This is a genomic window from Micromonospora sp. CNZ285 (assembly GCF_004637285.1).
Window position 1 is genome coordinate 379,558 of sequence record NZ_SPQD01000001.1, and the last position, 24,927, is coordinate 404,484.

A 24,927-nucleotide genomic window follows, 5' to 3' on the forward strand; every position below is an offset into this window, starting at 1 on the left:
GCCGGGCCGGGCCGCCCGGCGGGGAAGCCCGATCAGGCAGGCAGCCGCCAGACCTGGTTGGCGCCGCCGAAGCAGTCCCAGATCTGCAGCCGGGTGCCGTTGGCGGAGCTGTTGCCGGTGGCGTCCAAGCAGCGGCCCGACGCCGGGTTGCGCAGCGTGCCGTTGCTCTGGGCCTGCCAGGTCTGGGCGCCGGTGCCGTTGCAGTCCCAGAGCTGGATCCTGGTGCCGTTCGCGGTGCCGGCGCTTGTCACGTCCAGGCACTTGCCCAGCGCCCGTAGCGTGCCGTCGCCGGCGACGGTCCAGCTCTGCGCGGCGGTGCCGTTGCAGCCGTAGAGCTGGATCGCGGTGCCGTTCGCGGTGCTCGCGGCGGCCACGTCCACGCAGGCGCCGCCGATGCCGGTGATCGGCCCGGTACGCCCGGACGGCGGCGGGGTGCCACCGCCGGTGACGGTGTCGTAGATCGCGCTGACCAGCGACGTCGAACCGGTGGTGTCCTGCGACAGCTCCCAGTTCATCATCCCGCCGGCGTTCGCCAGGGCCCACTGCGTCTTGCGCTTCACTGTCGGTACGCCGTTGTAGCACTGCTGGGCGCCGCCGACTGTGGTGCAGTCCCGGTTGGCGTTGGCCGGGTCCATGCCGACAAGCGCCGAGTAGGTGTAGTAGCCGGGCCGGCTGTAGAAGGGCACGCCGAGCACCGCCTTGGCGGCGGGCAGGCCGCGCGACTTCCACCTGTTGACGCTGGCGATCGACCAGTCGTAGCCGGCGTGCGGGCTGCCGCCGTCGTACGCCATGATGTTCAGCCAGTCCACCGAGCCGAAGACGGCGGTGGGCACCCCGTCGACGTAGTAGCCCTCGGAGACCACGGCGGCGGTGAGCAGCTTGCCCCGGCTGTGCAGGGCGCTGCCGAGCTGCTGCATGAGCAGCGTGTAGTTGTTCGCCGAGGCGCCCGGGTCGGGGTACTCCCAGTCCATGTCGACGCCGTCGAGGTTGTACTGGTTGACGAAGGCGATCAGGTTGTTGACGAACGCGGTGCGCGTGCCGGAGTTGGCGGCGAGCGCCTCGAACGCGGAGTCGTCGCCGTCGTTCCAGCCGCCGACGGCGATGGAGACCTTGACGTTGTTGGCGCGCCCGAGCGACACGAGTGAGGACAGCTTGCCCGGGTTCTCCACCGGGCGCAGGCTGCCGTCGCCGTTGGGGAGCACGAACGCGTAGTTGATGTGGGTGAGCTTGCCGTACTGGACGGTGTTGACGTTGCCGCTCCAGGACGGCATGTAGCCGACGCTCTTGAAGTTGTTCGGCAGCACCACCGCCTCGGCGGCGGTCGGGGCGAGGGTGAGCGTCGCGGCGGTGGTGGCCAGCGCGAGCGCACCGGCGGCCAGGCGCCGCCGGAGGTGAGGTCTGGGCATCGAGGGCCTTCCCGGGGACGGGGGCGGATGGGGGTCTTCCTCGAGGTGGCCCAAATATTAAAGAGTATTAACTAAGGCGTCAACGACAACCGTCGATGAGTGACGGCCGGTGAGCGGTGACGTACGCACAGCGTGGGACGGCCCCGTCCGGGACCGCCCCACGCGCGACTTCGGGATCAGGCGACCGAGGCCGGGAACCTCTCCCAGACCCGGTGCGCCGCCATCAGCCGCTGCACCTCGCCGAGCACCTCGGTGCCGGAACCACCGGTCACCACGCCCGGCGTGCCGGTGACAGCGGCCTGGTTCAGCACCTCGGCACCCGCGCCCCAGGCGCCGATCACCTTGGCGTGCCGCCACGCCTCCTCGACCAGCAGCAGCACCCGCGGGTCGACGGTGGCCGAGCCCGGCGCGCCGGCCTTCGCGTCGCGGGCCGGCAGCGCGTCCGGCGCCGGAGCCGGTGCGCCGGCCAGCAGCACCGCGTCGAACTCGACCGAGCGGGCGGTGGCGAACGTGCGCTGCACCGGCAGCCCGTCGACGGTGCCGCCGTGCGCGGCGATCAGCAGCGGCACCATGCCGGCGGCGAACACCTCCCGGCGTACCTCGTGCACGTCGCCCAGGCCGGCCTGGGCGTCGACCACGATGCCGACCATCCGGCCGTCGGCCGGCCACTCCCGGCCCACCTGGGACAGCGCCGGGCTGGGCTGCACCTCCGCGAGCGGCACCGTGGGCTGCGGCACGGGCAGGCCCAGACCGGTCGCCACCTGCTCGCACAGCACCGGGTCGACGTTCGCCAGGCACTGGAGCTGCCGTTCCTTGATCGCCTGGTGGTAGCACTTGCCCAGCTCGAACGTGTACGCCCGGATGATGTGTTCCTTCTCCACCGGCGACATGCTCTGCCAGAACAGGCGTACCTGGCTGTAGTGGTCGTCGAAGGAGGCCGGCGCGGCCCGCACCTTCGGCGCCTCGGCCACCGTCACCGGCGTGTCCACGAACGCGTGCTCGCGGTCGCCGGCCGGGAACGGGTTGCCCCCGTCGAGCGAGTTCGGCCGGTACGGCGCCACGCCCGCGTGCACCGCGTGCTGGTGGAAGCCGTCGCGCAGCATGTCGTTGACGTCGGCGTGCGGCCGGTTGATCGGGATCTGGGTGAAGTTCGGGCCGCCCAGGCGGGTGAGCTGCGTGTCCACGTACGAGAAGAGGCGGCCCTGCAACAGCGGGTCGTTCGTCACGTCGATGCCGGGCGGCAGGTGCCCGACGTGGAACGCCACCTGCTCGGTCTCGGCGAAGAAGTTGCGCGGCGTCTTGTTCAGGGTGAGCTTGCCGATCGGCTGCACCGGCGCCAGCTCCTCCGGCACGATCTTCGTCGGGTCGAGCAGGTCGATCCCGGCGAACGTCTCCTCCGGCGTGTCCGGGAAGACCTGGATGCCCAGCTCCCACTCCGGGTACGCGCCGGCCTCGATCGCGTCGTACAGGTCGCGGCGGTGGTAGTCCGGGTCGATACCGCCGATGAGCTGCGCCTCCTCCCAGGTCAGGGAGTGCACGCCCAGCTTCGGCTTCCAGTGGAACTTGACCAGCACCGTCGCACCGGCGTCGTCGACCATGCGGAACGTGTGTACGCCGAAGCCCTCCATGGTCCGGTAGGACCGCGGGATGCCCCGGTCGGACATGTTCCAGATGGTGTGGTGCTGCGCCTCGGTGTGCAGCGAGACGAAGTCCCAGAACGTGTCGTGCGCGCTCTGCGCCTGCGGGATCTCCCGGTCCGGGTGCGGCTTGCCGGCGTGGATGACGTCCGGGAACTTGATCGCGTCCTGGATGAAGAACACCGGGATGTTGTTGGCGACCAGGTCGAACGTGCCCTCGTCGGTGTAGAACTTGGTGGCGAATCCGCGGGTGTCGCGGACCGTGTCGGCCGACCCGCGCGAGCCCAGCACGGTGGAGAAGCGGACGAAGACCGGCGTCTCGCGGCCCTTCTTCAGGAACCCGGCCCGGGTCACCTCCTCGGCGGTGCCGTACGCGACGAACGTGCCGTGCGCGCCCGCGCCCCGGGCGTGCACCACCCGCTCCGGGATCCGCTCGTGGTCGAAGTGGGTGATCTTCTCGCGCAGGTGGTGGTCCTGGAGCAGGACCGGGCCGCGCGGACCGGCCTTGAGCGAGTGGTCGGTGTCGCGCAGCCGGGCGCCGTTGGCGGTGGTGAGATACGCGCCCTGCTGCCCCTTGGCGATCTTCGGCACGCCGGTCTCGGCGCCGGTCGGGGTCCGGGTGTCCGGCGCGCCCTGCTCGGCCTTGGGCGGCAGCGGCCCGTGCGGCGTGGTCGGCTCCTCCAGCGGTGGCGGCGCGCTGCCGGGAGCGCCCGGCACGTCCGGAGTCAGCGCGTCGCCGACCTTCTCGACGGCGGCTTCGACGACACCTTTGACGATCTGGGCGGGCTTGCTGGATTCCATCAGGACCTGTCCTCCTACAGCTAAATGTCCAGGCCCTCTGGGCCCTACCCCAGTTCAGGGCGGGCAAACCGGAACAATCGCGGTATCGCCGGTCAGGACCGGCGCGGCACGGCCACGGTGGTGAGCAGCAGCCCGCCTGCGACCAGCCAGCGGCCATCCAGGACGTCCAGCGGCGGGCCGCCGTCGGTGCGGGTGCCGTCGACCAGGATCCGGGCGGTGAACCGGCCGTCCGGATCGAAGGTCAGCTCCGCCTCCTCGAACCCGAGCCAGCGCCCGGTCAGCGGGTACCACGCCTTGTAGACCGACTCCTTGGCGCTGAACAGCAGCCGGTCCCAGTGCGTCCCCGGGTCGGCGTCGCGCAGCGCGGCCAGCCGCTCCGGCTCGCCCGCCACGGTGACCACCCCGGCCACCCCGTCGGGCAGCGGCTCGTGCGGCTCGGCGTCGATGCCCAGCCCGGCCAGCGCCCCGGCCGGGGCCACCGCCGCCGCCCGGTAGCCGGTGCAGTGGGTGATGCTGCCCACCACGCCGTCCGGCCAGACCGGTTCCCGGCGGGGACCGGGACGGATCGGCGCCGGGGCGTACCCGAGGCGGGCCAGCGCCTCCCGCGCGCAGCGGCGGGCCGTCACGAACTCCTGGCGGCGCGCGGCCACCGCGCGGGCCACCAGGTCCTCCTCGCCCGGGTACGGCGCCTCGTCCGGCACGTCGGCGAACGCCTCGACGGCCAGCGCCCCGGCCGGCAGCAGCGTTCCGATCATCCGAGGATCCGCTTCATCGGCGCCGGCTCGCCGCCCCGGCGCCGCCACTCGCGCGGGTAGCCCAGCGACACCTCCTCGAACCGCACCCCGTCGTAGTGCGTGGTGCGCGGGATGTGCAGGTGGCCGTAGACCGCGACGACGGCGCGGTGGCGCACGTGCCAGTCGGCCGTCCGGTCGGTGCCGCACCACTGGGCGAACTCCGGGAACCAGAGCACCTCGGTGGGCTGCCGTACCAGCGGCCAGTGGGTGACCAGCACTGTCGGCAGCGCCGGGTCGGTGGCCTCCAGCCGCCGCCGGGTCACCTCCAGCCGCGCCGCGCACCAGGACTCCCGATCCGGGTACGGGTCGGGGTGCAGCATCATCTCGTCGGTGCACACCACGCCGGCGTCGTACGCCGCGCGCAGCGACTCCTCCTTGGTGGTGGTGCCGGGGGCGCGGAACGAGTAGTCGTAGAGCAGGAACAGCGGCGCCACCGTGACCGGCCCGCCCGCGCCGCGCCACACCGGGTAGTCGTCCTCCGGGGTCAGCACGTCCAGCTCGCGGCACATCGCCACGAGGGCGTCGTAGCGGGCCACCCCGCGCAGCGTCACCGGGTCGTTCGGGCTGGTCCACAACTCGTGGTTGCCCGGCGCCCACACCACCCGCGCGAACCGGTCGCGCAGCAGCCGCAGCGTCCGCTCGATGTCGGCGAAGACCTCGCCGACGTCACCGGCCACGATCAGCCAGTCGTCCGCCGTCTCCGGCCGCAGGCCGTCCACCACAGCGCGGTTCTCCGCGTACGACACGTGGAGGTCACTGACCGCGTACAGCGCACCCGTCACCCGGCCGATCTTGCCAGCGGCGCCCCCGGATGACCAGGCTCGCCGGCCGCGCTGTCGGAGGTCCGACCGGCGCCGGTCAGCCGACCCTCGCGGTCACCTCGTCGAGCGCCCGCAGCACCTCCCGGGTGACGGCCGGCTCGGCGGCGGAGTGCCCGGCCTCCGGCACGATCCGCAGCGTCGCCTCCGGCCACCGGCTGGCCAGGTCGTACGCGGACACCGGCGGGCAGCACATGTCGTACCGGCCGTTGACGATCACGGCGGGCAGGTGCCGGATCCGGTCCACGCCGTCGAGCAACTGACCCTCGGCCAGGAAACCGCCGTGCACCGCGTAGTGCGACAGGATCCGGGCCACCGGCAGCGCGTGGTCGTCGGCGGTGAAGTGGGCGAGCATCTCCGGGTCGGGCCGTATCGACGAGTTGACCGCCTCCCACCGTCCCCAGGCCCGCGCGTACTCCCGGGCCCGCGCCTGGTCCGGGCCGTGCAACCGTCTGTGGTACGCGGCCAGCACGTCGTCGCGCTCGTCCGGTGGGATCGGCGCCACGAACCGCTCCCACTCCTCGGGCTGGAGGTGGCGCAGCCCGCCCTGGTAGAACCAGTCCCGCTCGCTGCTCCGCAGCAGCAGCACCCCACGCAGGACCAGGCCGCTCACCCGCTCCGGGTGCGCCTGCGCGTACGCCAGGCCGAGCGTGGTGCCCCACGAGCCGCCGAACACCAGCCACGAGTCGATGCCCAGCCGCTGCCGGATGGTCTCCAGGTCGGCCACCAGATGCCAGGTGGTGTTGGCGCGCACCTCGCCGTGCGGGGTGCTGCGGCCGGCGCCGCGCTGGTCGAACAGCACGGCCCGGTGGCGCGCGGGGTCGAAGAACCGGCGGGCCGCCGGCACCAGGCCGCCGCCGGGCCCGCCGTGCAGGAACACCACTGGTACGCCGTCCGGCCGGCCGACCTCCTCCACGTACAGGACGTGGCCGTCACCGACCGGGAGCAGGTGGGTGGCGTACGGCTCGACGGGCGGGTGCAGACCGGTCATGCCCGGTCATTGTGCCCGCCGCGGGCGCGCCGGGTGGCCCCGTCAACAGGCGACGTTGCCGCCGAGGTTGTCCAGCAGCGCGTCGGCGACCCAGCCGGAGACACCGGTGGTGACGTCCCGCAGGTAGGTCCACGTGTAGGTGGTGTGGCCGTTCGCGCTGACCCGGTCGCCGCTGGCGAAGCAGTGGAAGTCGACGGTGTGGCTGAGCTGCCCGTAACCCAGGGAGGCGCAGGTGGTGTGCGGGCCGGTGCGGATGTTGACGTTCGTGGCGTTGAACAACTGACCGAACTTGCTGTCCACGTTGGAGTGCGAGTGGCTGCACCCGGCGCTCGCCGGTGCGGCCGTACCGGCCACCACGGCGCCCGCCGAGGCGACGGTCAGGACGACGGCGGCACCGATGGAGAAGATCTTCCGCATACCCGTCAACCCCCGAATAAAGATCGAGATGCACCAGCAGATCGATCCAAATATTTGCATAGAGCAAGGTCGATGAGCAAGATGCAGCGCCGCCGGCCCGGCCCGGACCGGCGGCGCCGAAGTCTCAGGCGGTGGCCGGTACGCCGTTGTCCGTACCCGTGGTCTCCGCCTCGGGCACACCGCGCGGAGCCGGCGTGCGGACCGCGAACGCGTCGAAGCTCGGCCCGTCCAGCCGCTCGACGAACGGCTCCACGACCGGCGGCTCCGACCGGTCCGGCTCGATCGCGTCCGGCTCGGTCCGCCCGTCCACGGCCCGGGGCGTCACCTCGGCCGGCACGGTGATCGGCGGGCGCGCCGACACCTGCGGGTACTCGGCGGTCTCCCCGCCACCCGCCGCGGCCGCCATGACCGCCGCCGCGGCCAGGTCGGCGACCCGCTTGGCCTCCCGCTGCACCCGGGCCCGGGTCTCCTTGGCGTGCTGCTCGGCCAGGTCCGCCGCGCGCCGCGCCTCGTCCAGCCGCTTGCTTTCCGCGGTCAGCTCCCGGCGTACGCCGACCAGCCGCTCCTCCACCTCGGCGCCGGTCCGCTCGATGGTGGCGATCTCCCGGCGGGTGTCCTCCAGCTGCCGGGAGACGCTCTCCAGCTCCGCCTTGAGCCCGGTCAGCGTCTCCTGCCGCTGCTGGATCTCCCGCTGCACGCCGGCGAGCTGCTCCTGGTGCGCCGCCGTCTCCTCGTCGGCCCGCTCCCGGACCTCGGTGGCGTACTGCTGCGCCTCGGCGACAAGCGCGGCGATGTCCTTCTCCGCCGCGGCGGCCCGGTCGGCCAGCTCCTGCTCGGCGGCGGCCCGCCGCTCGTCCAGCTCCTTGGCCATCGTGGCCTGCCACTGGGCCAGCTCCTGCTGGGCCTTGCTGCGGTTGGCCTGGACCTCCTGCTGGATCTGCGTCCGCGCGGCCTTCACCAGCGCCTCGGACGCCGAGCGCGCCTGCTCGACCTGCTGCGCGCTCTGCTCGGTGATCCGCTTCGCCTCCTGCTGGGCCCGGTCGTGCGCGGCCTGGCCCTCGACGCGCAGCTTCTCCGCCAGCTCCCGCACCGCGGTCAGCTCCGCCTGCGCGGCCGCCCGCCGCTCCTCGTCCACCCGCTCCTGCTCGGCCCGGCGGGCGGACAGTTCCTCGTCCAGCTCCCGCCGCTCCCGCGCGGCCTGCTCCTGCGCGGCGGCGAGCAGCTTCTCCGCCTGCCCCTGGACCTCCTCCGCGCGCCGGGTGGCCACGTCGGTGATCTGGCCGGCCTGCTTCTCGGCCAGGTCCAGGATCTGATCCACCATCGGGCCGAGGTCGCGGAAGGACGCCCGGTCCACCGCCGTCGGACGGTCACGCAGCTCCACCGCCTCGGCCTGCGCCCGCTGCACCTGCGCGGTCAGGTCACGCACCTGCGCGTACGCCCGGTCCCGCGCGGCGGTCAGCGCGCTCACCTCGGCGTCGATCTGCTCGACGTACCGGTCCACCTGACGTTTGTCGTAGCCGCGCAACGCGGGATCGAACCGGGGCCGCCCGGACAGGTCGTCGTGGGGTGCGAACGGCTCGGCACCGTTGGACATTCGCCATCCTCCGTCGGTTCGCCAGCGCCAGGCCGGCGGATGACCGCCCCGCAGGGCACGATGAGGCGCTACGGTACCGCGTCCGCGCGCGAGGCTCGCCCCGCCCCGCCCCCCTGCCCGCCGACCGGCGGCACGGTCAGACCGGGAAGTGCGGGTTCCCCGCCGTCAGGCGGATGGTGAAGCCGGTCGCGTCCCTGTGGTACGTCACGTGGTCGCAACTCTGGTGGCTGATCCACAGGCCCAGACCGCCGTCGGAGCCGTCGCCCGCCGGCAGCAGTCCGGCGAACGGGTCCTTGGGGCCGGGGCCTCGATCGTGGACGGTCACCACGATCCGGTCCGGGGCGCGCCACAACCGCAGGCACACCGGCGGCTCACCGTGGCGCAGCGCGTTGCTCACCACCTCGCTGACGGCGATGACCAGGCCGTCGAGGCTGTCCGGTGAGAGCAGGCCCCGGTCGGCGGCGCGCACCTCCGCGCGGGCGCGGGCCGGCGTCGGGTCGACCAGCTCGACCAGCGGCGCGGTCCGCTGCACCGGGTCCGCGGGCGCCGGACGGAACTCGGTCAGGTAGCTCGTCGGCTCGGTGTAGAGGCCGGCCGCCTCGTGCCGGCCGTCCGGCCGTGCCACCAGGGGATGGGTACGCGCCACGTCGGCGAGCACGTGCGGGGGCGTGCACCTGCGGTCGTAGGCGCAGATGCCCCAGAGCGGGAAGTCGTCGTAGGCGTGGTTGATCGCCGACTCGTAGCGCGCCCACCAGTCCCACGTCGCGCCGAGCAGCACCGGAGGCAGCTCGCCGACCATCCGGATCTGCGCCGCCCCCGCCGACACGTACGAGGCGAGCAGCTCCCGGTAGGAGCGCAGCGCGACGCTGGGCCGGGCGTAGAGGTCGCCGACCGGCAGGAACGTGACCTCGGCACCGGTGGGAAGCGCCCGGCGCACCAGGTCGGTGTTGCGCTCGTCGAGGTTCACCGCCGTCGGCTCGCCGGCCGCGATCCCGTCCAGCAGGAACGGCAGCGCCACCGCCAGCAACTCCTCCTCGGAGCCGTAGACGAACGCCTCGTGGAAGTAGCCCACGTGGCCGGAGGCCGCACCGCTCCTCATCGGACGACCTCCACCCGTACCTCGGACAGACCGAGCAGGTCGACCAGCCGGGCCGGTGCCCGGCTCGGGGTGCGCAGCACCGCGACGGCGTCGTGCCGACGGGCGTGGTCGCGCAGGTGCAGCAGGCTGCGGTGGTCGACGAAACGCAGGTCGGCGGCGTCGAACACGACCCGGCCCGCCACCGGCCGCGGGTCGGCCCGCTCCAGCGCGGCGGCGAAGTCCCGGTGGTTGGACGGGTCCAGCTCGCCGGCCAGCGCCACCACCGAGCCGCCGTCGCCGGCGTGCAGCCGGAACAGCACGTCCGCGTTCGTCACCGAGTGCAGGCAGGCCAGCTCGGCGATCGCCGCGTCGTCCAGCTGCCGGCGGTCGTAGGCGCAGACCGCCGACATCGGCCGGTGCCGCATCCAGTGGTCGATCCGGTGCTCGTAGCGGGCGAACGCGTCCCGCTGGGCGGGGCTGCGGACCAGGCTCGTCGCCTCCGCCAGCACCCGCAGGCCGGTGTGCCCGGCGGTCAGCGCCTCGGTGGTGGCCCGCACGTACGCCCGGACCTGCCGGTCGGGGTCGACGATCTCGTCGTGCCGGTACGCCTCGCCGACGGGAACCAGCCGTAGCGCGTCCCGCCGGCGCGCGGCGTCGACCCCGGGAACCGAGGCCAGCCAGCCGGTGACAGTGGCGCGATCCTCCGGACAGACCACCCATACCTGCTCACCGGCGGCGAGACCGGCGGTGACCTGCTCGACCGCAAGCGCGCGCAGCACGGCCGGGTCGTCGTAGGCGAGGCAGCCGTGGGTGTAGCCCGGGTGCGTCACGCTCCCGCTGGTCACCGACTACGCCTCATGGGCCCAGTCTATGCCGAGCCCACCTGGAGATCGCGCCAGGCCGTGGCCTCGAGCGGCGGGTCACCCAGCTCGAACTCGGCCCAGTTGTTCCAGTACGCGATCGCGTCCACGTCGTTCTGCTGCCGTAGCCACGTGACGTGCTCGCGGATCGTCCGCGCCCGGCCCGCGCCTGTGGTGTCCGTGGCGATGCGGCTCAGTCCGTACTCGGGCACCAGCAGCCGGATGCCCGGGTACGCGGCGCGCACCTTGCCGAAGGCCACGCCGAACATCCGGGAGGCGGGCCAGTACGCGGCGGTGTCCCGGGAGTAGCAGTCCACGCCGTAGTGGGTCATGCCCGGGTAGCCCCAGTCGGCCGGGTTGCCGCGCCCCTCGTCGAGCCAGTAGCGGGTCACGATCGGGCCGTGCCCGAGCACCCACCGCCGGTTGCGGTGCGCCGCCAGGATCTGGGTCACCCGGCTCGCCGTCGCCCGGTACGTCGCGGGGGTCACGTCGCCCATCGGCTCGTGGTACCAGGTCAGATAGATCGGGCGGTTCACGCCGTCGAGCCAGCCGGCCAACTGCTCGACGTCGTCCTTCCAGCTGACGTGCATGACGGCCGAGGGTGCGTCGGCGAACTTGCCGGCGTTCAGCGGGGGCAGTTCCGGCAGCGCGTCCGCGTCCGGGCCGTCCGTGCCGAAGTCGCGCATGTAGCGGATGCCCGGATAGTCGGCCACCGCCCGCTGGGTCCGGGCGCCCTTCTCGGCGCTCATCCCGACCAGCAGCGGCACGGTCAGCGTGGTGGTGCCCGTGCCGGTGCGGCCGGCGCCGTCACGCGCCGTCGCGGTCAGCGTCACCGTGCCCCGGCCGGCCAGCACGGTGACTGTGAAGCGGCCCGGTTCGGCGCCGCTCGGTGTGACGGTCACCCCCGGCGAGACGCCGGCGAGCTGGATGGTCAGCGGGACGCTCAGATCCACCCGGACCGGGCTGTCCCAGGTGACGCCGGTGGGGTCGCTGACCCGGCCGGTGAGCGTCAGCAGGCGCGAGTCGGGGTGGTAGGCGTCGACCCGTACGGTGGTCGACTGCCCGGGCAGCAGGACGGTCTGGTCGGCGGTGACGGAACGGACGACGGGTGCGGCCATGAGGCTCTCCTTCGACGTGCTTCGCTGCCGCTCCGGCCGCACGTCTTCGGGTGGCCAGAATGGCTCTGACCTGCGCTTTTACCAGCTTGCGTCGGTTCTGCCCCGATCGTCAGGGTGGCCGCAGATGGCGCGAAACCCGGTCGCCGCCGCGCTGTCCCGCCCGCATCCTGGACCGATGCCGATCGTCGTGCGGGACCTGCGCGTGCCGGACTGGCCGCAGCTGTGGCCGATGCTGCGGGACATGGGCGTGGGCGACGACCCGCCGGAGGCCCACCGGCTGCGGTTCGCCGCGTTGCTGGCCGACCCCCGCTGGGCGCTGCTCGGCGCCACCGACACGGGCGGGCTGGCCGGGTACGCCGCCGCCCAGGACCACGGCCCGCACCTGCGTTCCGGTGACGCGCACCGCACCGTACGCCTGCACGACCTGTACGTCCGGGCGGACCGCCGCCGCGACGGGGTGGGCAGGTCGTTGTTCGACGCGGTCCGCCGGTGGGCCGCCGGGCGGGCGCGGCACCTGGAGTGGCAGGCCCACCACGAGCGGGCGGCGCCGTTCTACGAGCGGCTCGGCCACCGGGGCGACAGATGCCCCCAGCCGGACTACCCGACCTTCCTGGTCGACCTCGCCCCTCGGCAGTGACCCCGCCTTCCCTTGGCGTGCCCGTGCTCAACGCCGCTCGTGATCGACACAAGCTCGGGGAGGTGGCTGCATCGGCGATGGTCTGATGCCACCACTTCCCCGAGCTGGTGTCGATCATGGAGTGGGATGGCACCACCTCGGGGAGCTGGTGTGGATCGAGGGCGCGGGCAGGGGTGGTGGTGCGAGCGGGGCCGTCCTCCGTGCGGAGAGGCCCAAGATCGACGCCAGTTCGGCGAGGTGGCGCTGTCGGAGAGGTCTGATGCAGCCACCTCCCCGAGGTGGCGTGGATCTTGGCGGGTAGGCCGTCAGGGGAGGGGGTGGGAGATGTCGCGGGCGTGGTCGGCCACCGCCGCGCCGACCACCGTCGCGGTCAGCGGCAGCACCTCCAGGCAGCGGCGTACCGCCGCGCCCATCAGCGGGTTCGGCACCCGCATCGACAGCGTGCAGTGCGGCACCCAGCGGCCCGGGCGGTAGTGCTCCACCACCTCGACGCCGGCCCGCGCCAGCCGCTCGTGCACCGCCGCGTGGTGCGCCAGCAGCTCGGGCGTCGGCGCCGGCCCGAGCCAGAGCACCCGCCCGACGAACTGCCCGGCGTGCTGGAACTCCAGCCGCAGCGGCGCGGCCACCACGGTTCCGGCGAGCGCCTCGGCGACGCGGTGCGGGTCCAGGCGGGGCGCGACCGCCAGCGAGAGGTGCGGGCGGTGCCGCTGCGCCAGCAGGGACCGCATGCTCGGCACCCCGTCGGACTCCAGCAGGTCCCACAGCACCCGGATCCGCCGGGTGGCGTCGGTGTCCAGATACAGCTCCAGCGCCGCGACCACGCGATCACCCTAGAGGCGGGGCCCGCGCCGAGGTTTGCCGGGCACGCTGGGCGGTACTGCCCGAGGGGACGGCAGCGACGGCAGGGGAGTGAGGGACACGTGGACGTGACGGACGTGCTGACCGAGGCGTACGGGCGGTTGCCCGATCTGGTCGCCGGGGCGCTCGACGGGCTCGACGCGGCCCAGCTGCGGCGGGCGCCGGCCGACGGGGCGAACCCGGTCGGCTGGCTGGTCTGGCACCTGACCCGGATCCAGGACGACCACGTCGCCGACGTGATGGGGGAGCCGCAGCTCTGGGCCACCGGCGACTGGGCGGCGCGGTGCGGCCTGCCGCCGGACCCCGCCGACACCGGCTTCGGGCACGGCCCGGAGCAGATCGCCGCGGTACGCCCCGAGAACGGCGGCGTGCTGCTCGACTACCACCGGGCGGTGGTGGACCGGAGCCTCGCGTACCTGCGCGGGCTGAGCGCGGCCGACCTGGACCGGGTCGTCGACGAGAACTGGGATCCGCCGGTGACGCTCGGGGTGCGGCTGGTGAGCGTGCTCGACGACGACCTCCAGCATGTCGGGCAGGCCGCGTACGTGCGCGGGCTCATCCTGCGCTGAGCGCCGCACCGGCCCGGTGCAGCGCGGCGTGCCCGAGCAGGTGACACGCCTGCGCCTCGGGCGAGGTGCCCGGGCGCGCGAAGTCCGGCGCTCCACTGACCCCTGTCACCCGGCCGTACGCGTCGATCCGCCGGGCGGCGGCCGCGAGCAGGTCCGCCCCCACCTCGAACCACGACCGGGACAGCCACCCGTCGGCCACGCCGGTGAGGGCCGCGTAGCCGAGCAACTGGGCGGTGTTCGCCTCGCGGAACGCGTCCGGCTCGTCCAGCACGTCGGGGAACAGCCCGTCCGCGCCCCGGTACGCGAGGCAGGCGGTCAGCACCTCCTCGGCGTGCCCGGCCAGCTCGGCGCGGAGGCCACCCGGCCAGTCCGGCGCGAGCCGCAGCGCGCGGGCGATCCCGGCGACTACCCAGCCGTTGCCGGTGCCCCAGGGCCCGGGCCGGTCCAGCTCGCGGCGGTCCTCGTCCCAGCGGGCGGCGTACAGGCCGGTGCGTGTGTCGTACAGCCGTCGCCGGTGCCCCGCTACCTGCGCCGCGGCCGCCCCGGTCCGCCCGGTCAGCGCCAGCAGCGGCACCACCATGTAGATCGTGTCCGCCCACACCTGGCGGCCGTCGAGCAGGTGGAACAGCGTGCCGTCGGCGGCCCTCGGCGCCCTCTGGGCCAGCCAGTCGAGCTGGGCGTCCAGCGCCACCGCGTACCGCCTGTCGCCGGTGCGGCGCGCGGCGTGCCGGACCACCTCGCCGCACGCGGCGCCGTTCACCGCGCCCACCGAGCCGGCCGTCTCCCCGAGCCGGCCGTCCGGCCGCTGCCGGGTCACCGCGGCGTCGGCGACCAGCACGGCGGCCTCGTCCAGGCCCAGGTCGAGCAGCGCCTGACCGAGGATCCCCTGTTCCCAGGACTCACGCTGCATGGTCAGCAGCGCGAGCAGCACCCGGTCGGCGGTGGCGTCCCCGGTCGTCGGCATGGCCTCAAGGGATACCCGCCGGACCGCCGCGGCTCACCCGGACCGGGTGAGTTCGCCTCACCCGTAGCGCGGGGACGCTGCGGGACGAGCGGCGCCGGCAGGCGGGTGGCCGCGACCACCGACGAGGAGGGCCCGATGAGCGTCTCGGCCGTGGAACACCTGGCCCGCGGAACCGCCGGCCGGCACCCGGAGCTGCCCGAGACCACCTCCGGCACCATCCGCCTGGACCTGCGCGACGACGGACACACCGAGCACTGGTACCTGACCATCGACCGGCAGGACGTCCGGGTGGAGCGCCTGGCCGAGGAGGCGGACCTGGTGGTCGGCGCGAACCGGGAGGTGTTCGACCGGATCGCGGCGGGGTGCCTGCATCCGGCCGCCGCGCTGCTGCGCAACGACCTCGCCGCGCGGGGCGAACTGAAGCTGCTGATGACGCTGCGCCGGATCTTCCCCGGCCCGCCGGACGCCCGGGACCCCCGGGACGTGGACGGCGCCCGGGTGGCGGCCCGATGAGGCAGGAGCTGGTCCATGTCCTCGCCGGCAACGCGTTCGCCGTGAGCGACGCGCAGGGGGACATGGAACGCGACCCGTCCGCGCCGATCGGCCTGTTCTCGTTCGACACCCGGTTCCTGTCCCACTGGGTGCTCACGATCGACGGCGAGCGGCTGCACGCGCTGTCCCGCGACGACCTGACCTACTTCGAGACCCGCTTCGTGCTGGTGCCGGGCGCGGCCAGCCACTACGTGGACGCCGACGTCTCAGTGATCCGGCACCGCTCGATCGACGAGGCGTACCACGAGAGCGTCACGGTGCTGAACCACTCGGCCGAGCCCGCCGAGTACACGGTGCGGATGGAGATGGCCGGCGACTTCGCCGACACCTCCGAGATCCTGCGTCCCGGCCCGCGTCGCCCCACTGTCGTCCCCGACCCGGAGGGCCGGCGGTTGCGGATCCGGTACGAGCGCGGGCGGTTCGTCCGGGAGACGTGCGTCTCCAGCACCGCCCCGGTCGAGGTGGACGCGCGCGGGATGACCTTCCGGATCCGCGTCGAACCGCAGGGCGAGTGGCGCGTCGACCTGCACGTCGCCATGATCATTCAGGGTGCGGGAGGGCGTGACCTGCGGGCCGACATCGAGTCGCACCGGCAGCACGTCCGGCAGGACATGCGCGGGGACCTCGAACGCTGGTACGAACGGGCGCCGCACCTGGTCTCCGACCGGCCCGCGCTCACCGCCGTCTACCGGCAGGCCCTGACCGACCTCGCCGCCCTGCGGTACATGCCGCTGGCCTACACCGACCGGGTGCCGGTCGGGGGAATGCCCTGGGCGATGGCGCTGTACGGGCGGGACGCGCTGATCACCTGCCTCCAGACGCTGCCGTTCACGCCCGAGCTGGCCCCGGCCACGCTGCACATGCTGGCGATGCTGCAGGGCGGCCGGCTCGACGACCGGCACGAGGAGGAGCCCGGCAAGATCGTCGCCGAGCTGCGGTACGGCGAGGCGGCCGCGTTCGACGAACAGCCCACCGCGCTCTACTACGGCGCGGCCGACACCACCCCGCTGTTCGTGATCCTGCTCGACGAGTACGAGCGCTGGACCGGTGACACCGACCTGGTGCACGAGTTGCGGCACCCGGCCCGGATGGCGCTGGACTGGCTGACCCGCTACGGCGACCAGTGCGGCGACGGCTACCTGCGCTACCGGCCGCGCAACACCGACAGCGGGGTCGCCAACCAGACCTGGCGCAACTCCCCGGCGGCGATCGTCGACCGGCACGGCGTGGAGCCGCCGTACCCGCGCGCCACGTGCGAGCTTCAGGGGTACGCGTACGACGCGCGGATCCGGGGCGCCCGCCTGGCCCGGGAGTTCTGGGGTGACCCGGCCTACGCCGAACGACTGGAGGCCGACGCGGCGCGGCTGCGGGAGCGGTTCGATCGCGACTTCTGGCTGCCGCAGCGCGGCTACTACGCGCTGGCGCTCACCCCGGACGGTGAGCCGGTCGACGCGCTCACCTCGCACCTGGGGCACCTGCTGTGGAGCGGCATCGTGGCGCCGGAACGGGCCGACGCGCTGGCCGGGCACCTGCGCGGGCCGGACCTGTTCTCCGGCTGGGGCGTGCGCACCTACGCGCAGGGGCAGCGGCCGTACAACCCGGTCGGCGCGCACCTCGGCGCGGTGTGGCCCTGGGACAACGCGATCGTCGCGGCGGGCCTGCGGCGGTACGGCTTCGACGAGGAGGCGGCCGACATCGCCGCCGGCGTGTTCGCGATGGCGGAGACACTCGGCGGCTCGGTCCCGGAGACGATCGCCGGCTACCCCCGCGCGTTGACCAAGTACCCGGTCCAGTTGCCGGAGGCCGGGCGACCGCAGTCGTGGGGCTCGGGTGGGCTGCTGATGCTGCTGGCGACCATGCTGGGGTTGCGCCCTTGCGGGGAGAACCTGCTGGTGAACCCGGCGATCCCGGCCGGGTTCGGGCGGATCGAGCTGCTCGACGTGCCGGGCCGGTGGGGACGGGCCGACTCGTACGGCCGGGAACGCGGCGCGGGCCGCCGGATCCGTGCGGGCGAGCCGTCCCGGCGCGCCGCCTGATCCGCCGGGCCGCTCAGGCCGAGCCGGTGGTCTCCCGCTGGACCACCGGCGGCTCCTCCGCGCCGGGCGTGGCCGGCGGGGTCGCCGGTTCGGCGCGCCCGGCCCGGGCGAGCAGCCGGTCCACGCCCACGAACAGCAGGCCCAGCAGCCAGAACACCGTGGCGAACCCGACCGCGCTGACCGCGACCCCGTCGTAGCCGAGCTCGCCCGCGTCGATGAACGGGTACGGGTACCTGTCCACGATCAGGCCGCGTACCAGCGCGAACCCGAGGTATCCGAGCGGGAACACCAGCCACCAGGCGGCGTACCGGGGGCGCAGCCGGCCGCGCCTGTCGAACAGCGCCCAGCCGGCGACCGCCAGCAGCGGCACCACGGTGTGCAGGAACTGGTTGCCCCACCACTCACCCGCTTGCCGGTCCGGCTGGGCCATCGCGAACGGGCTGGCCGGGTTGGCCAGCACCAGGTGGTAGACGGTGCCGGTGATGGTGATGTAGAGGGTCACCGCTCCCTTGAGGGCACTCGGCGGCTCGGGCCGGTCGCGCAGCGCGCACCAGGCGGCGTACCCCGCGAGGACGCCGACCGCCACGTTGCTCTGGATGGTGAAGTACGGCAGCAGGCCGGTCACCGTGGCCGGGCCGAGCGCGGTGAGGACGATGCCGGCCAGCACGGCGAGCACCACTGCCACGCGGAGGAGGATCGCCGACAGGCGACGCCGGGGGGTCACGCGGGCAAGTTACCAGCCGGTCGTCAACCGGCCCGCCGCCCGGGCGGGGTGCCCGACGGCGGCCCGGCGTGCTCCGGTGCGGGGACGTCCCCGTTCGGCGGTCCGCCGGACGGGCGGACCGGGTGCGCGGTCCGGCCGCCGCCTCGCCCGCCGTCGGCCCGGCCCGGCGGATCGTCGTCGCCCAGCAGCCCGGCGCAGTAGTCCGGCACCCGGTCGTGACCACCGGCGGCGGTGACGAGGTCGCTGAAGGCGGGTGTGGCGAGGGCGCGTCCCCGGTCCGGCTCGGCGAGCGCCCGGTACGCCACGCACAGTCCCGGCGGTGCGGACGGCTGCGGTGTCCCGGGGCCCGGCGAGCCGGTCGGCCGGGCCGGACGGGTCTCGGGCGCGGGCGGCGCGGTGCCGACCGGCGGCGCGGCCGGTCGTGCGGCGCGCGGCAGGTTCCCGGTCGCGGCGAGCGCGACACCACCGGTGAGGGACGCGGCGAGCCCGGCCACCGCCACCCGGACGCCGAAGCGGACCCGGCGGCGACGGCGCATCCGCCGGGCCGACCGGTACCCGGCGACCGCTGCCGCCTCGCCGTCGAGCTCACCCGCGCCGGGTGCGGCCCGGACCGCGGCCAGCACGGCGAGCAGGGCCGGCGGAGCGGACGGCGCGTCGCCGGAGCTGCCGGCGAGCAGCCGCTCGACGGTTTCCTGGTCCAGGCCGGATGCGTCCATCTCGTGACCCTCAGCGCCGCGACCCGGCCGGGCGTCACACTCCGGGGCCGCGAAGCCCGGGTGAGGCCGGTCACCCGGTGCCGGTCAGGGCCCGGAGGGCATCTCCGGTTGCCGATGTCCGGCGGTCGCGGTGAACTGAATTACATGGGTGTCATCAAGGTGGGCACGTCGTCCTGGGCCGACCAGATGCTGGTCCGCTCCGGCTGGTATCCGCGCGGGGTCAACACGCCCGCCGGCCGGCTCGGCTGGTACGCGGAGCGGTTCGGACTGGTCGAGGTGGACACGTCGTACTACGCCGTACCGGCGCCGGAGACCACGGCGGGCTGGGCGGCCGCGACGCCGGACGGGTTCACCTTCGACGTCAAGGCGTTCCGCCTGTTCACCGGCCACCACACCCCAGTCGACGCGCTGCCCAAGGACCTGCGCCCGGCCGGCGGACCGAGCCGGATCCGCTGGCGCGACCTGCCCGCCGGGGCGTACGACGAGGTGTGGAACCGGTTCCACGCGGCGCTGGCGCCGCTCGCGGCGGCCGACCGGCTCGGCGCCGTGCTGTTGCAGTTCCCGCCGTGGCTGGCCCGCGGCGAGGCGGCCCGGCGGCGGATCCTGGACGCGGCGCGGCGCTGCCGTCCCTGGCCGGCCACCGTCGAGCTGCGGCACTCGTCCTGGTTCGACGGGGACGCGATGGCCGACACCGTGACGTTCCTGCGCGAGCACGACCTCGGGTACGCCTGCGTGGACATGCCGCAGGGGCACGTCTCCTCGGTGCCGCCGGTCCTGGTCGCCACCACCGACCTGGCCGTGATCCGGTTCCACGGGCACAGCACGGCCTGGGACAGCGGCGACAAGCAGGAGCGGTTCCGCTACGCCTACGGCGAGCGGGAGCTGCGGCGCTGGTCGGTGCTGCTGCGCGAACTGGCCGACCAGTGCGCCGAACTGCACGTGCTGATGAACAACTGCTGCGGGGACCAGGCCCAGCGTGACGCCGCCCGCCTGGCCGACCTGCTCGGCGTCGTCCCCGCCGCCGCACGCGCCTGACGTTTCCGCCGCCGCCGTCCGGGTACGGCCGGGGGCATGGACGACAGCGAAGGGGGATCGGTGGAGCAGCGGCGCGACGACGAGCGGGACCCGCGGGCGACCCGGGAGGCCGAGGAGGCGCACGGCGGCAGCATGGCGCCGGGCCTGGTCGACGACACCGGGCACCCGGTGGCCGAGTCACCGGTGCCGGACAACGAGCCGTCCGCGCCGGGCGGCCCGGGTGAGGACGGCACCGGCTCCTGACAGCTCAGGGACGCGTCTCCGGGCGCATCCCGGTCGCCTCCTCCAGCGCGTTGTCGCCGAGGTCGCCGTCCGCCCTGTCGTCCGGGAACGTCCGCCCCGACGGCGCGGGATCCGGCGGCGCGCCCGGCCCGGCCTCGGTCGTCCGGGTCGGCTCGACGGATCCGAACCCGTGCCGGCCCGCCTTCGGCCCGCCCGGCCCGGCGCCGGCCGCCCGGCGCTCACCGCGCCGCCCTTCGGGTACGGCGGTCTCCTCGCTGCCCTCGTCCATCGGGTCGCTGTCACCGGCGCCCCACGGCGGGTCGGCGTCGAAGCCGTCGGTGGTGCCCCACGGCGCGGCCGACTCCGGCCCGCGCCCGTCACCAGTACCCGGCCGGTCCCTGCTGGTCATGGTCACCTCACCTTGGCTGCTGTGCCCGCGCCGCCCGCCGGCGGCCGGTCCGGTCCCGGTGCACCGCGCGGCCGGCGACCCACCCCGATGTGGGTCGTCGGCCGCGCGGTGGTCAGCGGTTCGCCCCGACCAGGTGACGGCCGGCCGCGCCCACGGCGGCCACCTTGCCGATGTTCTTCGGCGCGGCCATCAGCCCGCCCGCGCGGTCGAGCATGCCCCGGAACACCTGGCCCGGCTTCTGCTGCTCGCCCATGTACGCCGACACCACGACGAGCGCGCCGGTCAGCGCCGGAACGGCCCACTGGAGCAGCTTCATCTGCCGCTGACTGGCGGCGACGTTCGCCGGGGTGTGGTGGTTCGGTTCGGTGGTCCCCTCGACCGGCGGCCCGCCGGCCTTCTCCAGCCGCATGCCGACCAGCCGGCTGTAGCCGGTCACGGCCAGCGCGCCGACAGTCAGCGCGGTCTTCACCGCGCTCATCTTTCCCACGCCCGCCTGGCGGGCCATCCGCGGGCTCTCGGTGACCAGCTCACCGACCGCGCCGGCCAGGTGCGCGCCGATCGCCGCCGCGTTCACCGGTGTCCACCGCGCCCACCCGGCCGAGGCCACCGGCAGCCGCTCGGTCGTGTCGTTGATCCGCGCCGCCGCGCCGTTCACGCCCAGCGCCCCCATCAGGGAACCGCCGAACCAGGCCGCCAGGCCCAGGTCGTGCATCGAGCGCAGCGTGGTGTGCCGTTCTGACATCAGATCCCCCTCCGCCGTGTTCGGGCGCTGCGGCATACCCACGATCGGGCGACTCACGCCCGGCGTGGCTCAACGCCGGGGAAGTGTGCTCACGAACGCGGCGATCCGGGCGGCCAGCGGCGCCGACGCGCGTACCCAGGTGAAGTGGTCCAGCCGCGCGCCCGCCTCGGCGACCGTGTAGCGGTGCCGCGTCACCGGCGCCGCGGTCAGCTTCCCGCAGAGGTGGTCGAGCGTCTCGTGCGGCGTGTACTGGTCGTCGTCGACGCTGACCGCGAGCACCGGTGTCCGGATCCGCCGCACGGCGGCCTCCGTGTCCACCCCGTCCAACGCCGGGAATCGGCCGGTGCGGGCGGTGTGCGCCCAGTCCCGGATCACGCCGCGTGCCTGCCGGCCGCCGAAACCCCAGCCCGGCCAGACGCCGAGCAGCCGCGCCGTCGCCGCGATGGCCTGGGTGTACGGCAGCACGCCCCACCCGCGCCGGCCCGGGTACGTCCGCCACCACGGCAGCCCCACCGCCACCAGGGCCAGCCCGTCCACCCGGTCGTCGTCGTCCAGTGCCTGGTGCAGCACCGCCACCTGACCGCCCAGGGAGTGCCCGAGCAGCAGCCGGGTGCGGCCGTCCAGCCGGGGCTTGAGCGCGTCGAGCACGGCGCCGACGTCGGCGGCCATCTCCTGGTAGCCGTACCGGCAGGCGCGCGACGGCACAGGGGTGCTCTCGCCGGTGCCGCGCAGGTCGGCCACGATCACCGCGAGCCCGGCGTCGCGCAGCGCGGCGGCGAACGGCCGGTAGTAGCGGGCGCGCACGCCCATCGCGGGCCAGATCAGCACCACCGGCGCGCCGGGCGGACCGGCCGGCTCCGGGTAGACCTGCACGCCGATGCGCGCGCCGTCGACGTCCACGTACTCCTGGGTGTAGTCCCCGCTCACCCGGATCAGGGTACGGCCCGAACCTTACCGGTGGGTAGCAAGGGGTGGCCGGATCCGTCGCGCCGGCACGGCGAGCAGCGGGTGCGCGCCCGTCTCACGCCACCGCCGGTGCGGGCCGGGCCGCGTTCGTCAGCGCGCCGTAGACGGCGACGAGCTGCTCCGCGCAGCGCCTCCAGGAGTACCGGCTGCGGACGCGGTCGAGCGCGGCGGTGGCGTACGCGAACCGGCGCACGTTGTCGCCGAGCAGCCGGCGCAGCGCGGTGCCGAGCGCGCGGGGGTCACGCGGCGGCACCAGGTCGCCGGTGAGCCCGTCCACCACGCTGTCGGCGATGCCGCCCACGTTCGTGCCGATCACCGGCACGCCGCAGGCCATGCCCTCCAGCGGGGTGAGCCCGAACGGCTCGTACCAGGGTGCGGCCACGAGCACGTCCGCCGACCGGTACCAGGCGGCCATCTCCTCGCGCGGCACGCCGCCGAGCAGCCGTACCCGGTCGGCCACGCCGCACGAGTCGGCGAGCGCGGACATCCGGCGGGCGAACGTGTCGGCGGGCAGCAGGTGGGCCGGCGGGCCGCCGACCACCACGCACTCCGCGTCCGGCACCGCGGGCAGCGCCCGGACCACGTCCAGGAAGCCTTTGCGTTCGACCATCCGCCCGACGGTGAGGATGCGCGGGCGGACCGGGTCGCGGGGCGCGACCGGGCCGTCCGGGCGGAACACGGCCTCGTTGACGCCGGACGGCACGAGGGCCATCCGGGACCGGGGTACGCCCATCCGGACCAGTTCGGCGACCTCGTCGGAGCACTGCACGACGACCCGGTCCACGGCCCGGCCGAGCGCCCGCTCGTAACCGGCGCGCCCCGGTGCACTGGTGTCCCGTACGCCCTGGTGGCGACGCTTGACCGTGCCGAGCGAGTGGTACGTCAACACGGTCGGCACGCCGGTGCGACGGCTCGCGTGCACGGTGGCCAGCCCGCTCATCCAGAAGTGCGCGTGCGCCACGTCCGGGGTCCAGCCGCCGCGCCGCCAGGTGTCGGCCAGCCGGCTCCCGAACTCGCCCGTGTACGGCAGCAGGTCGTCCTTCGGCACCCGCCGCGCGGGACCGGCCGGCACGTGGCACACCTGGTAGCCGTCCGGCGCGTCGACCGTCTCGGGCAGCGCGGGGGAGTCACGGCGGGTGTAGACGCGGACGTCGTGGCCGGCAACGGTGAGCGCGGACGCGAGTTCCGCCACGTGCGTGTTCAGGCCGCCCGCGTCCTCCTCGCCGGGGGCGGCGAGCGGGCTGGCGTGCTGGGAAATCATCGCGATGCGCATGTTCTCGTCCTCCAGGATCCGGTCCCAGTCGGCGAGGAGCGGTCCGGTCCGGACCGCTCCTCCGCCGCCTCGCGTGCCCGTGCGCCGACTCGGTACGCGGCGTCGGCGTCCTCGGTCAGCCGGTGCGCCGCCTCCACGAGCGTGTCGACGCGGGTGGCCGGCGCCCCGGCGTCCGGTGGGACGGCGTCCACCGCTTCCGTGGTGGCCGGAAGATCGCGTTGATGCCGGGGATGCGCATGGAGGACCCGTACCCTCGGCTTGCGCCCCTAACCAGGAGATCGTCGACTTCTCCGCGGGCCCGCCTCCTCCGCTGTGGAGGCTCCCGGCCCTGGCCAGGGCATCGACGCGTGTCCCGGTACCGAAAACGGGTCCGCGGAGTCCTGTTTGGCCGCGGGCCGTCAGCCCGGCAGCATCCCGGGGCCGAACACCTCGTAGGCGATCCGCTCGGCCGGCACGCCCCGGCGCAGCAGGTTGCCCCGGACCAGGTTCATGAACGCGACCGGGCCGCACAGGTGCGCGTCCACCCCGGCGGGCAGCGGGAGCCGGTCCGGGTCGATCAGCCCGGCGGACACCTCCGCCTTGAGTCCGGGCAGGTCGGCCCCGGCGGCGTCGAGGTACCAGAGGTGGACGGCCAGGTTCGGCAGCCGCTGCTGGAGCGCGGGGAGTTCCGCGCGCAGCGCGTGCGCCTCGGCGGCGCGGTCGGCGTGCGCCAGCGTCACCCGCCGTCCGGGGTCGCGGTCGGCCAGGTGGGCCAGCGCCGCCATCGCCGGGGTGAGCCCGATGCCGGCGCTGACCAGCAGCAGCGGCCCGTCGCCGACGGTGGCGTCGACCTCGCCGAACGCCGGGCTCAGGCGCAGCGTGTCGCCGACCGCCACCCGGCCGTGCAGGTGCCCGGAGACCAGGCCGTCGGGCGCGCCGCCCTCGCCGCGTACCCGCTTCACGGTGATCCGCCACGTGTCGGCGCCGGGCCGGCCGGAGAGGCTGTACTGGCGGATCTGCTGCCCTCGGCCGCCGTCCAGGTCGACGGCGACCGAGACGTACCGGCCGGGGGTGAAGCCGGGCGCGACGCCGCCGCCGGCCGGCGCGAGGGTGAGCGAGACGACGTCGGCGCTCTCCCGGGTCCGGCCGGTGACCCGCCAGTCCTGCCACACCGGACCCCCCTCGGGTAGGCCGGCGCCGGCGTAGAGCCGCGCCTCGCGGGCGATCAGCTCGCAGGCCAGCAGCCAGTAGACCTCGTCCCAGGCGGCGGCCACCGCCGGGGTGACGGCGTCGCCGAGCACCTCGCCGACCGCGGCGAGCAGGTGCCGGCCGACGATCGGGTACTGGGTGGCGGTGATGCCGAGGGAGGCGTGCTTGTGCGCGATCCGGTCCAGGACCGGCCCCCACGGCATGCCGCCCTCGCCGGTCAGGTGCGCCGCGTACGCGACCACCGCCGAGGCGAGCGCGGCCTTCTGCGCCCCGGTGGCCTGGTTGCCCCGGTTGAACAGGTCCAGCAGGTCCGGGTGGGCGTCGAACATCCGCTGGTAGAAGCGGCCGGTGATGGCCTCGCCGTGCGCCCGCACGACGGGCAGGGTGGCGGTCACGATCGTCGCTGAGGATTCCGAGAGCACGACCGAATCTCCTTCCGGGGTTCGAACAGGTCGATTCCCACAAAACAGGATTTCTGGATTCCTCTTTTAGGGCCGAAGGTCCCGGCGCCGTGGTGGCATG

General features: G+C 74.4%; 25 protein-coding genes. 6 read left to right on the forward strand and 19 right to left on the reverse strand.

Annotated elements, in window-relative coordinates; genetic code table 11:
* Nucleotides 1–32: 32 nt before the first annotated feature.
* From CLT75_RS01825 to CLT75_RS01870, 10 genes are all read right to left on the reverse strand, one after another.
* Nucleotides 33–1,406: a glycosyl hydrolase family 18 protein gene (locus CLT75_RS01825; protein WP_135239176.1), complete on the reverse strand. Its 1,374-nt coding sequence runs from the start codon at nucleotides 1,404–1,406 to the stop codon at nucleotides 33–35.
* A 176-nt stretch (nucleotides 1,407–1,582) separates the two neighbouring features.
* On the reverse strand, nucleotides 1,583–3,844 hold the full coding sequence (locus tag CLT75_RS01830; protein WP_135239177.1) for a catalase: 2,262 nt from the start codon (nucleotides 3,842–3,844) through the stop codon (nucleotides 1,583–1,585).
* A 92-nt stretch (nucleotides 3,845–3,936) separates the two neighbouring features.
* Nucleotides 3,937–4,599: a 4'-phosphopantetheinyl transferase superfamily protein gene (locus CLT75_RS01835; RefSeq protein ID WP_135239178.1), complete on the reverse strand. Its 663-nt coding sequence runs from the start codon at nucleotides 4,597–4,599 to the stop codon at nucleotides 3,937–3,939.
* Nucleotides 4,596–5,420, reverse strand: coding sequence for a metallophosphoesterase family protein (locus CLT75_RS01840; RefSeq protein ID WP_135239179.1), 825 nt, complete (start codon nucleotides 5,418–5,420; stop codon nucleotides 4,596–4,598). The genes CLT75_RS01835 and CLT75_RS01840 overlap by 4 nt, the downstream gene beginning before the upstream one ends.
* Before the next feature lie 76 nt (nucleotides 5,421–5,496).
* A complete protein-coding gene (gene pip, locus CLT75_RS01845) occupies nucleotides 5,497–6,447 on the reverse strand; it encodes a prolyl aminopeptidase (protein ID WP_135239180.1) in 951 nt (316 codons plus the stop codon).
* A 42-nt stretch (nucleotides 6,448–6,489) separates the two neighbouring features.
* Nucleotides 6,490–6,864, reverse strand: coding sequence for a hypothetical protein (locus tag CLT75_RS01850; RefSeq protein WP_135239181.1), 375 nt, complete (start codon nucleotides 6,862–6,864; stop codon nucleotides 6,490–6,492).
* Between the two features lie 124 nt (nucleotides 6,865–6,988).
* Nucleotides 6,989–8,458 (reverse strand): coiled-coil domain-containing protein, encoded by a 1,470-nt coding sequence (locus CLT75_RS01855; protein ID WP_135239182.1) that lies wholly within the window; start codon nucleotides 8,456–8,458, stop codon nucleotides 6,989–6,991.
* Nucleotides 8,459–8,594: 136 nt separating this feature from the next.
* On the reverse strand, nucleotides 8,595–9,557 hold the full coding sequence (locus CLT75_RS01860) for a sensor histidine kinase (RefSeq protein ID WP_135239183.1): 963 nt from the start codon (nucleotides 9,555–9,557) through the stop codon (nucleotides 8,595–8,597).
* Nucleotides 9,554–10,381, reverse strand: coding sequence for an MEDS domain-containing protein (locus CLT75_RS01865; RefSeq protein ID WP_135239184.1), 828 nt, complete (start codon nucleotides 10,379–10,381; stop codon nucleotides 9,554–9,556). Before CLT75_RS01865 ends, CLT75_RS01860 begins: the two co-directional genes overlap by 4 nt.
* Before the next feature lie 23 nt (nucleotides 10,382–10,404).
* The gene (locus CLT75_RS01870) at nucleotides 10,405–11,514 is read right to left on the reverse strand and encodes a hypothetical protein (RefSeq protein WP_135239185.1); all 1,110 of its coding nucleotides are present in this window, start codon (nucleotides 11,512–11,514) and stop codon (nucleotides 10,405–10,407) included.
* 175 nt (nucleotides 11,515–11,689) lie between these two features.
* On the opposite strand from CLT75_RS01870, the gene CLT75_RS01875 reads away from it, so the two are divergent.
* Nucleotides 11,690–12,151: a GNAT family N-acetyltransferase gene (locus CLT75_RS01875; RefSeq protein WP_486485032.1), complete on the forward strand. Its 462-nt coding sequence runs from the start codon at nucleotides 11,690–11,692 to the stop codon at nucleotides 12,149–12,151.
* Between the two features lie 305 nt (nucleotides 12,152–12,456).
* Here the strand turns inward: CLT75_RS01875 and CLT75_RS01880 are convergent, their stop codons facing one another.
* Complete coding sequence (locus CLT75_RS01880; protein WP_135239187.1) at nucleotides 12,457–12,972, reverse strand: 2'-5' RNA ligase family protein; 516 nt, start codon at nucleotides 12,970–12,972, stop codon at nucleotides 12,457–12,459.
* Nucleotides 12,973–13,071: 99 nt separating this feature from the next.
* On the opposite strand from CLT75_RS01880, the gene CLT75_RS01885 reads away from it, so the two are divergent.
* Nucleotides 13,072–13,578 carry a mycothiol transferase gene (locus CLT75_RS01885; RefSeq protein WP_135239188.1) on the forward strand — a complete coding sequence of 169 codons (507 nt, stop codon included), beginning with the start codon at nucleotides 13,072–13,074 and terminating at the stop codon, nucleotides 13,576–13,578.
* On the opposite strand, the gene CLT75_RS01890 is transcribed toward CLT75_RS01885, so the two are convergent.
* Nucleotides 13,565–14,542, reverse strand: coding sequence for a glycoside hydrolase family 88 protein (locus tag CLT75_RS01890; RefSeq protein WP_135239189.1), 978 nt, complete (start codon nucleotides 14,540–14,542; stop codon nucleotides 13,565–13,567). The two genes, CLT75_RS01885 and CLT75_RS01890, sit on opposite strands and share 14 nt — an antisense overlap.
* A gap of 135 nt (nucleotides 14,543–14,677) precedes the next feature.
* Between CLT75_RS01890 and CLT75_RS01895 the strand changes: the two genes are divergently transcribed.
* Entirely contained in the window at nucleotides 14,678–15,055 is a 378-nt protein-coding gene (locus tag CLT75_RS01895; RefSeq protein ID WP_135239190.1) for an SCP2 sterol-binding domain-containing protein, read from the forward strand.
* Nucleotides 15,052–17,130 carry a glycogen debranching N-terminal domain-containing protein gene (locus tag CLT75_RS01900; RefSeq protein ID WP_135239191.1) on the forward strand — a complete coding sequence of 693 codons (2,079 nt, stop codon included), beginning with the start codon at nucleotides 15,052–15,054 and terminating at the stop codon, nucleotides 17,128–17,130. The genes CLT75_RS01895 and CLT75_RS01900 overlap by 4 nt, the downstream gene beginning before the upstream one ends.
* 13 nt (nucleotides 17,131–17,143) lie before the next feature.
* On the opposite strand, the gene CLT75_RS01905 is transcribed toward CLT75_RS01900, so the two are convergent.
* Nucleotides 17,144–17,854, reverse strand: a complete 711-nt coding sequence (locus CLT75_RS01905) for a Pr6Pr family membrane protein (RefSeq protein WP_486485033.1) — start codon at nucleotides 17,852–17,854, stop codon at nucleotides 17,144–17,146.
* Nucleotides 17,855–17,877: 23 nt separating this feature from the next.
* The gene (locus tag CLT75_RS01910; protein WP_135239192.1) at nucleotides 17,878–18,570 is read right to left on the reverse strand and encodes a hypothetical protein; all 693 of its coding nucleotides are present in this window, start codon (nucleotides 18,568–18,570) and stop codon (nucleotides 17,878–17,880) included.
* 144 nt (nucleotides 18,571–18,714) lie between these two features.
* Here CLT75_RS01910 and CLT75_RS01915 point away from each other — a divergent pair, with 144 nt between their 5' ends.
* Together CLT75_RS01915 and CLT75_RS01920 are read left to right on the forward strand one after the other, a co-directional pair.
* Nucleotides 18,715–19,605, forward strand: coding sequence for a DUF72 domain-containing protein (locus CLT75_RS01915; protein ID WP_135239193.1), 891 nt, complete (start codon nucleotides 18,715–18,717; stop codon nucleotides 19,603–19,605).
* A gap of 36 nt (nucleotides 19,606–19,641) precedes the next feature.
* Nucleotides 19,642–19,848 carry a GTPase activator gene (locus CLT75_RS01920; RefSeq protein WP_135239194.1) on the forward strand — a complete coding sequence of 69 codons (207 nt, stop codon included), beginning with the start codon at nucleotides 19,642–19,644 and terminating at the stop codon, nucleotides 19,846–19,848.
* Nucleotides 19,849–19,852: 4 nt separating this feature from the next.
* On the opposite strand, the gene CLT75_RS01925 is transcribed toward CLT75_RS01920, so the two are convergent.
* The 5 genes from CLT75_RS01925 to CLT75_RS01945 all read right to left on the reverse strand — a co-directional run bounded on the left by CLT75_RS01925 (nucleotide 19,853) and on the right by CLT75_RS01945 (nucleotide 24,827).
* Entirely contained in the window at nucleotides 19,853–20,236 is a 384-nt protein-coding gene (locus CLT75_RS01925) for a hypothetical protein (protein ID WP_135239195.1), read from the reverse strand.
* 112 nt (nucleotides 20,237–20,348) lie between these two features.
* Nucleotides 20,349–20,978: a hypothetical protein gene (locus CLT75_RS01930; RefSeq protein WP_135239196.1), complete on the reverse strand. Its 630-nt coding sequence runs from the start codon at nucleotides 20,976–20,978 to the stop codon at nucleotides 20,349–20,351.
* 69 nt (nucleotides 20,979–21,047) lie between these two features.
* Nucleotides 21,048–21,905, reverse strand: coding sequence for an alpha/beta fold hydrolase (locus CLT75_RS01935; RefSeq protein ID WP_135239197.1), 858 nt, complete (start codon nucleotides 21,903–21,905; stop codon nucleotides 21,048–21,050).
* A gap of 94 nt (nucleotides 21,906–21,999) precedes the next feature.
* On the reverse strand, nucleotides 22,000–23,217 hold the full coding sequence (locus CLT75_RS01940; protein WP_135239198.1) for a glycosyltransferase: 1,218 nt from the start codon (nucleotides 23,215–23,217) through the stop codon (nucleotides 22,000–22,002).
* 398 nt (nucleotides 23,218–23,615) lie between these two features.
* The gene (locus CLT75_RS01945; RefSeq protein WP_135239199.1) at nucleotides 23,616–24,827 is read right to left on the reverse strand and encodes a globin domain-containing protein; all 1,212 of its coding nucleotides are present in this window, start codon (nucleotides 24,825–24,827) and stop codon (nucleotides 23,616–23,618) included.
* Between the last annotated feature and the right edge of the window lie 100 nt (nucleotides 24,828–24,927).

Bases quoted from the DNA above. Each gene is read 5' to 3' on its own strand.
- pip (WP_135239180.1), bottom strand. From the start codon at position 6,447: ATGACCGGTCTGCACCCGCCCGTCGAGCCGTACGCCACCCACCTGCTC.
- CLT75_RS01915 (WP_135239193.1), top strand. From the start codon at position 18,715: ATGGGTGTCATCAAGGTGGGCACGTCGTCCTGGGCCGACCAGATGCTG.
- CLT75_RS01830 (WP_135239177.1), bottom strand. From the start codon at position 3,844: ATGGAATCCAGCAAGCCCGCCCAGATCGTCAAAGGTGTCGTCGAAGCC.
- CLT75_RS01920 (WP_135239194.1), top strand. From the start codon at position 19,642: ATGGACGACAGCGAAGGGGGATCGGTGGAGCAGCGGCGCGACGACGAG.
- CLT75_RS01870 (WP_135239185.1), bottom strand. From the start codon at position 11,514: ATGGCCGCACCCGTCGTCCGTTCCGTCACCGCCGACCAGACCGTCCTG.
- CLT75_RS01860 (WP_135239183.1), bottom strand. From the start codon at position 9,557: ATGAGGAGCGGTGCGGCCTCCGGCCACGTGGGCTACTTCCACGAGGCG.
- CLT75_RS01910 (WP_135239192.1), bottom strand. From the start codon at position 18,570: ATGGACGCATCCGGCCTGGACCAGGAAACCGTCGAGCGGCTGCTCGCC.
- CLT75_RS01930 (WP_135239196.1), bottom strand. From the start codon at position 20,978: ATGTCAGAACGGCACACCACGCTGCGCTCGATGCACGACCTGGGCCTG.
- CLT75_RS01875 (WP_486485032.1), top strand. From the start codon at position 11,690: ATGCCGATCGTCGTGCGGGACCTGCGCGTGCCGGACTGGCCGCAGCTG.
- CLT75_RS01855 (WP_135239182.1), bottom strand. From the start codon at position 8,458: ATGTCCAACGGTGCCGAGCCGTTCGCACCCCACGACGACCTGTCCGGG.
- CLT75_RS01850 (WP_135239181.1), bottom strand. From the start codon at position 6,864: ATGCGGAAGATCTTCTCCATCGGTGCCGCCGTCGTCCTGACCGTCGCC.
- CLT75_RS01895 (WP_135239190.1), top strand. From the start codon at position 14,678: ATGAGCGTCTCGGCCGTGGAACACCTGGCCCGCGGAACCGCCGGCCGG.
- CLT75_RS01825 (WP_135239176.1), bottom strand. From the start codon at position 1,406: ATGCCCAGACCTCACCTCCGGCGGCGCCTGGCCGCCGGTGCGCTCGCG.
- CLT75_RS01900 (WP_135239191.1), top strand. From the start codon at position 15,052: ATGAGGCAGGAGCTGGTCCATGTCCTCGCCGGCAACGCGTTCGCCGTG.
- CLT75_RS01940 (WP_135239198.1), bottom strand. From the start codon at position 23,217: ATGCGCATCGCGATGATTTCCCAGCACGCCAGCCCGCTCGCCGCCCCC.
- CLT75_RS01925 (WP_135239195.1), bottom strand. From the start codon at position 20,236: ATGACCAGCAGGGACCGGCCGGGTACTGGTGACGGGCGCGGGCCGGAG.
- CLT75_RS01890 (WP_135239189.1), bottom strand. From the start codon at position 14,542: ATGCCGACGACCGGGGACGCCACCGCCGACCGGGTGCTGCTCGCGCTG.
- CLT75_RS01835 (WP_135239178.1), bottom strand. From the start codon at position 4,599: ATGATCGGAACGCTGCTGCCGGCCGGGGCGCTGGCCGTCGAGGCGTTC.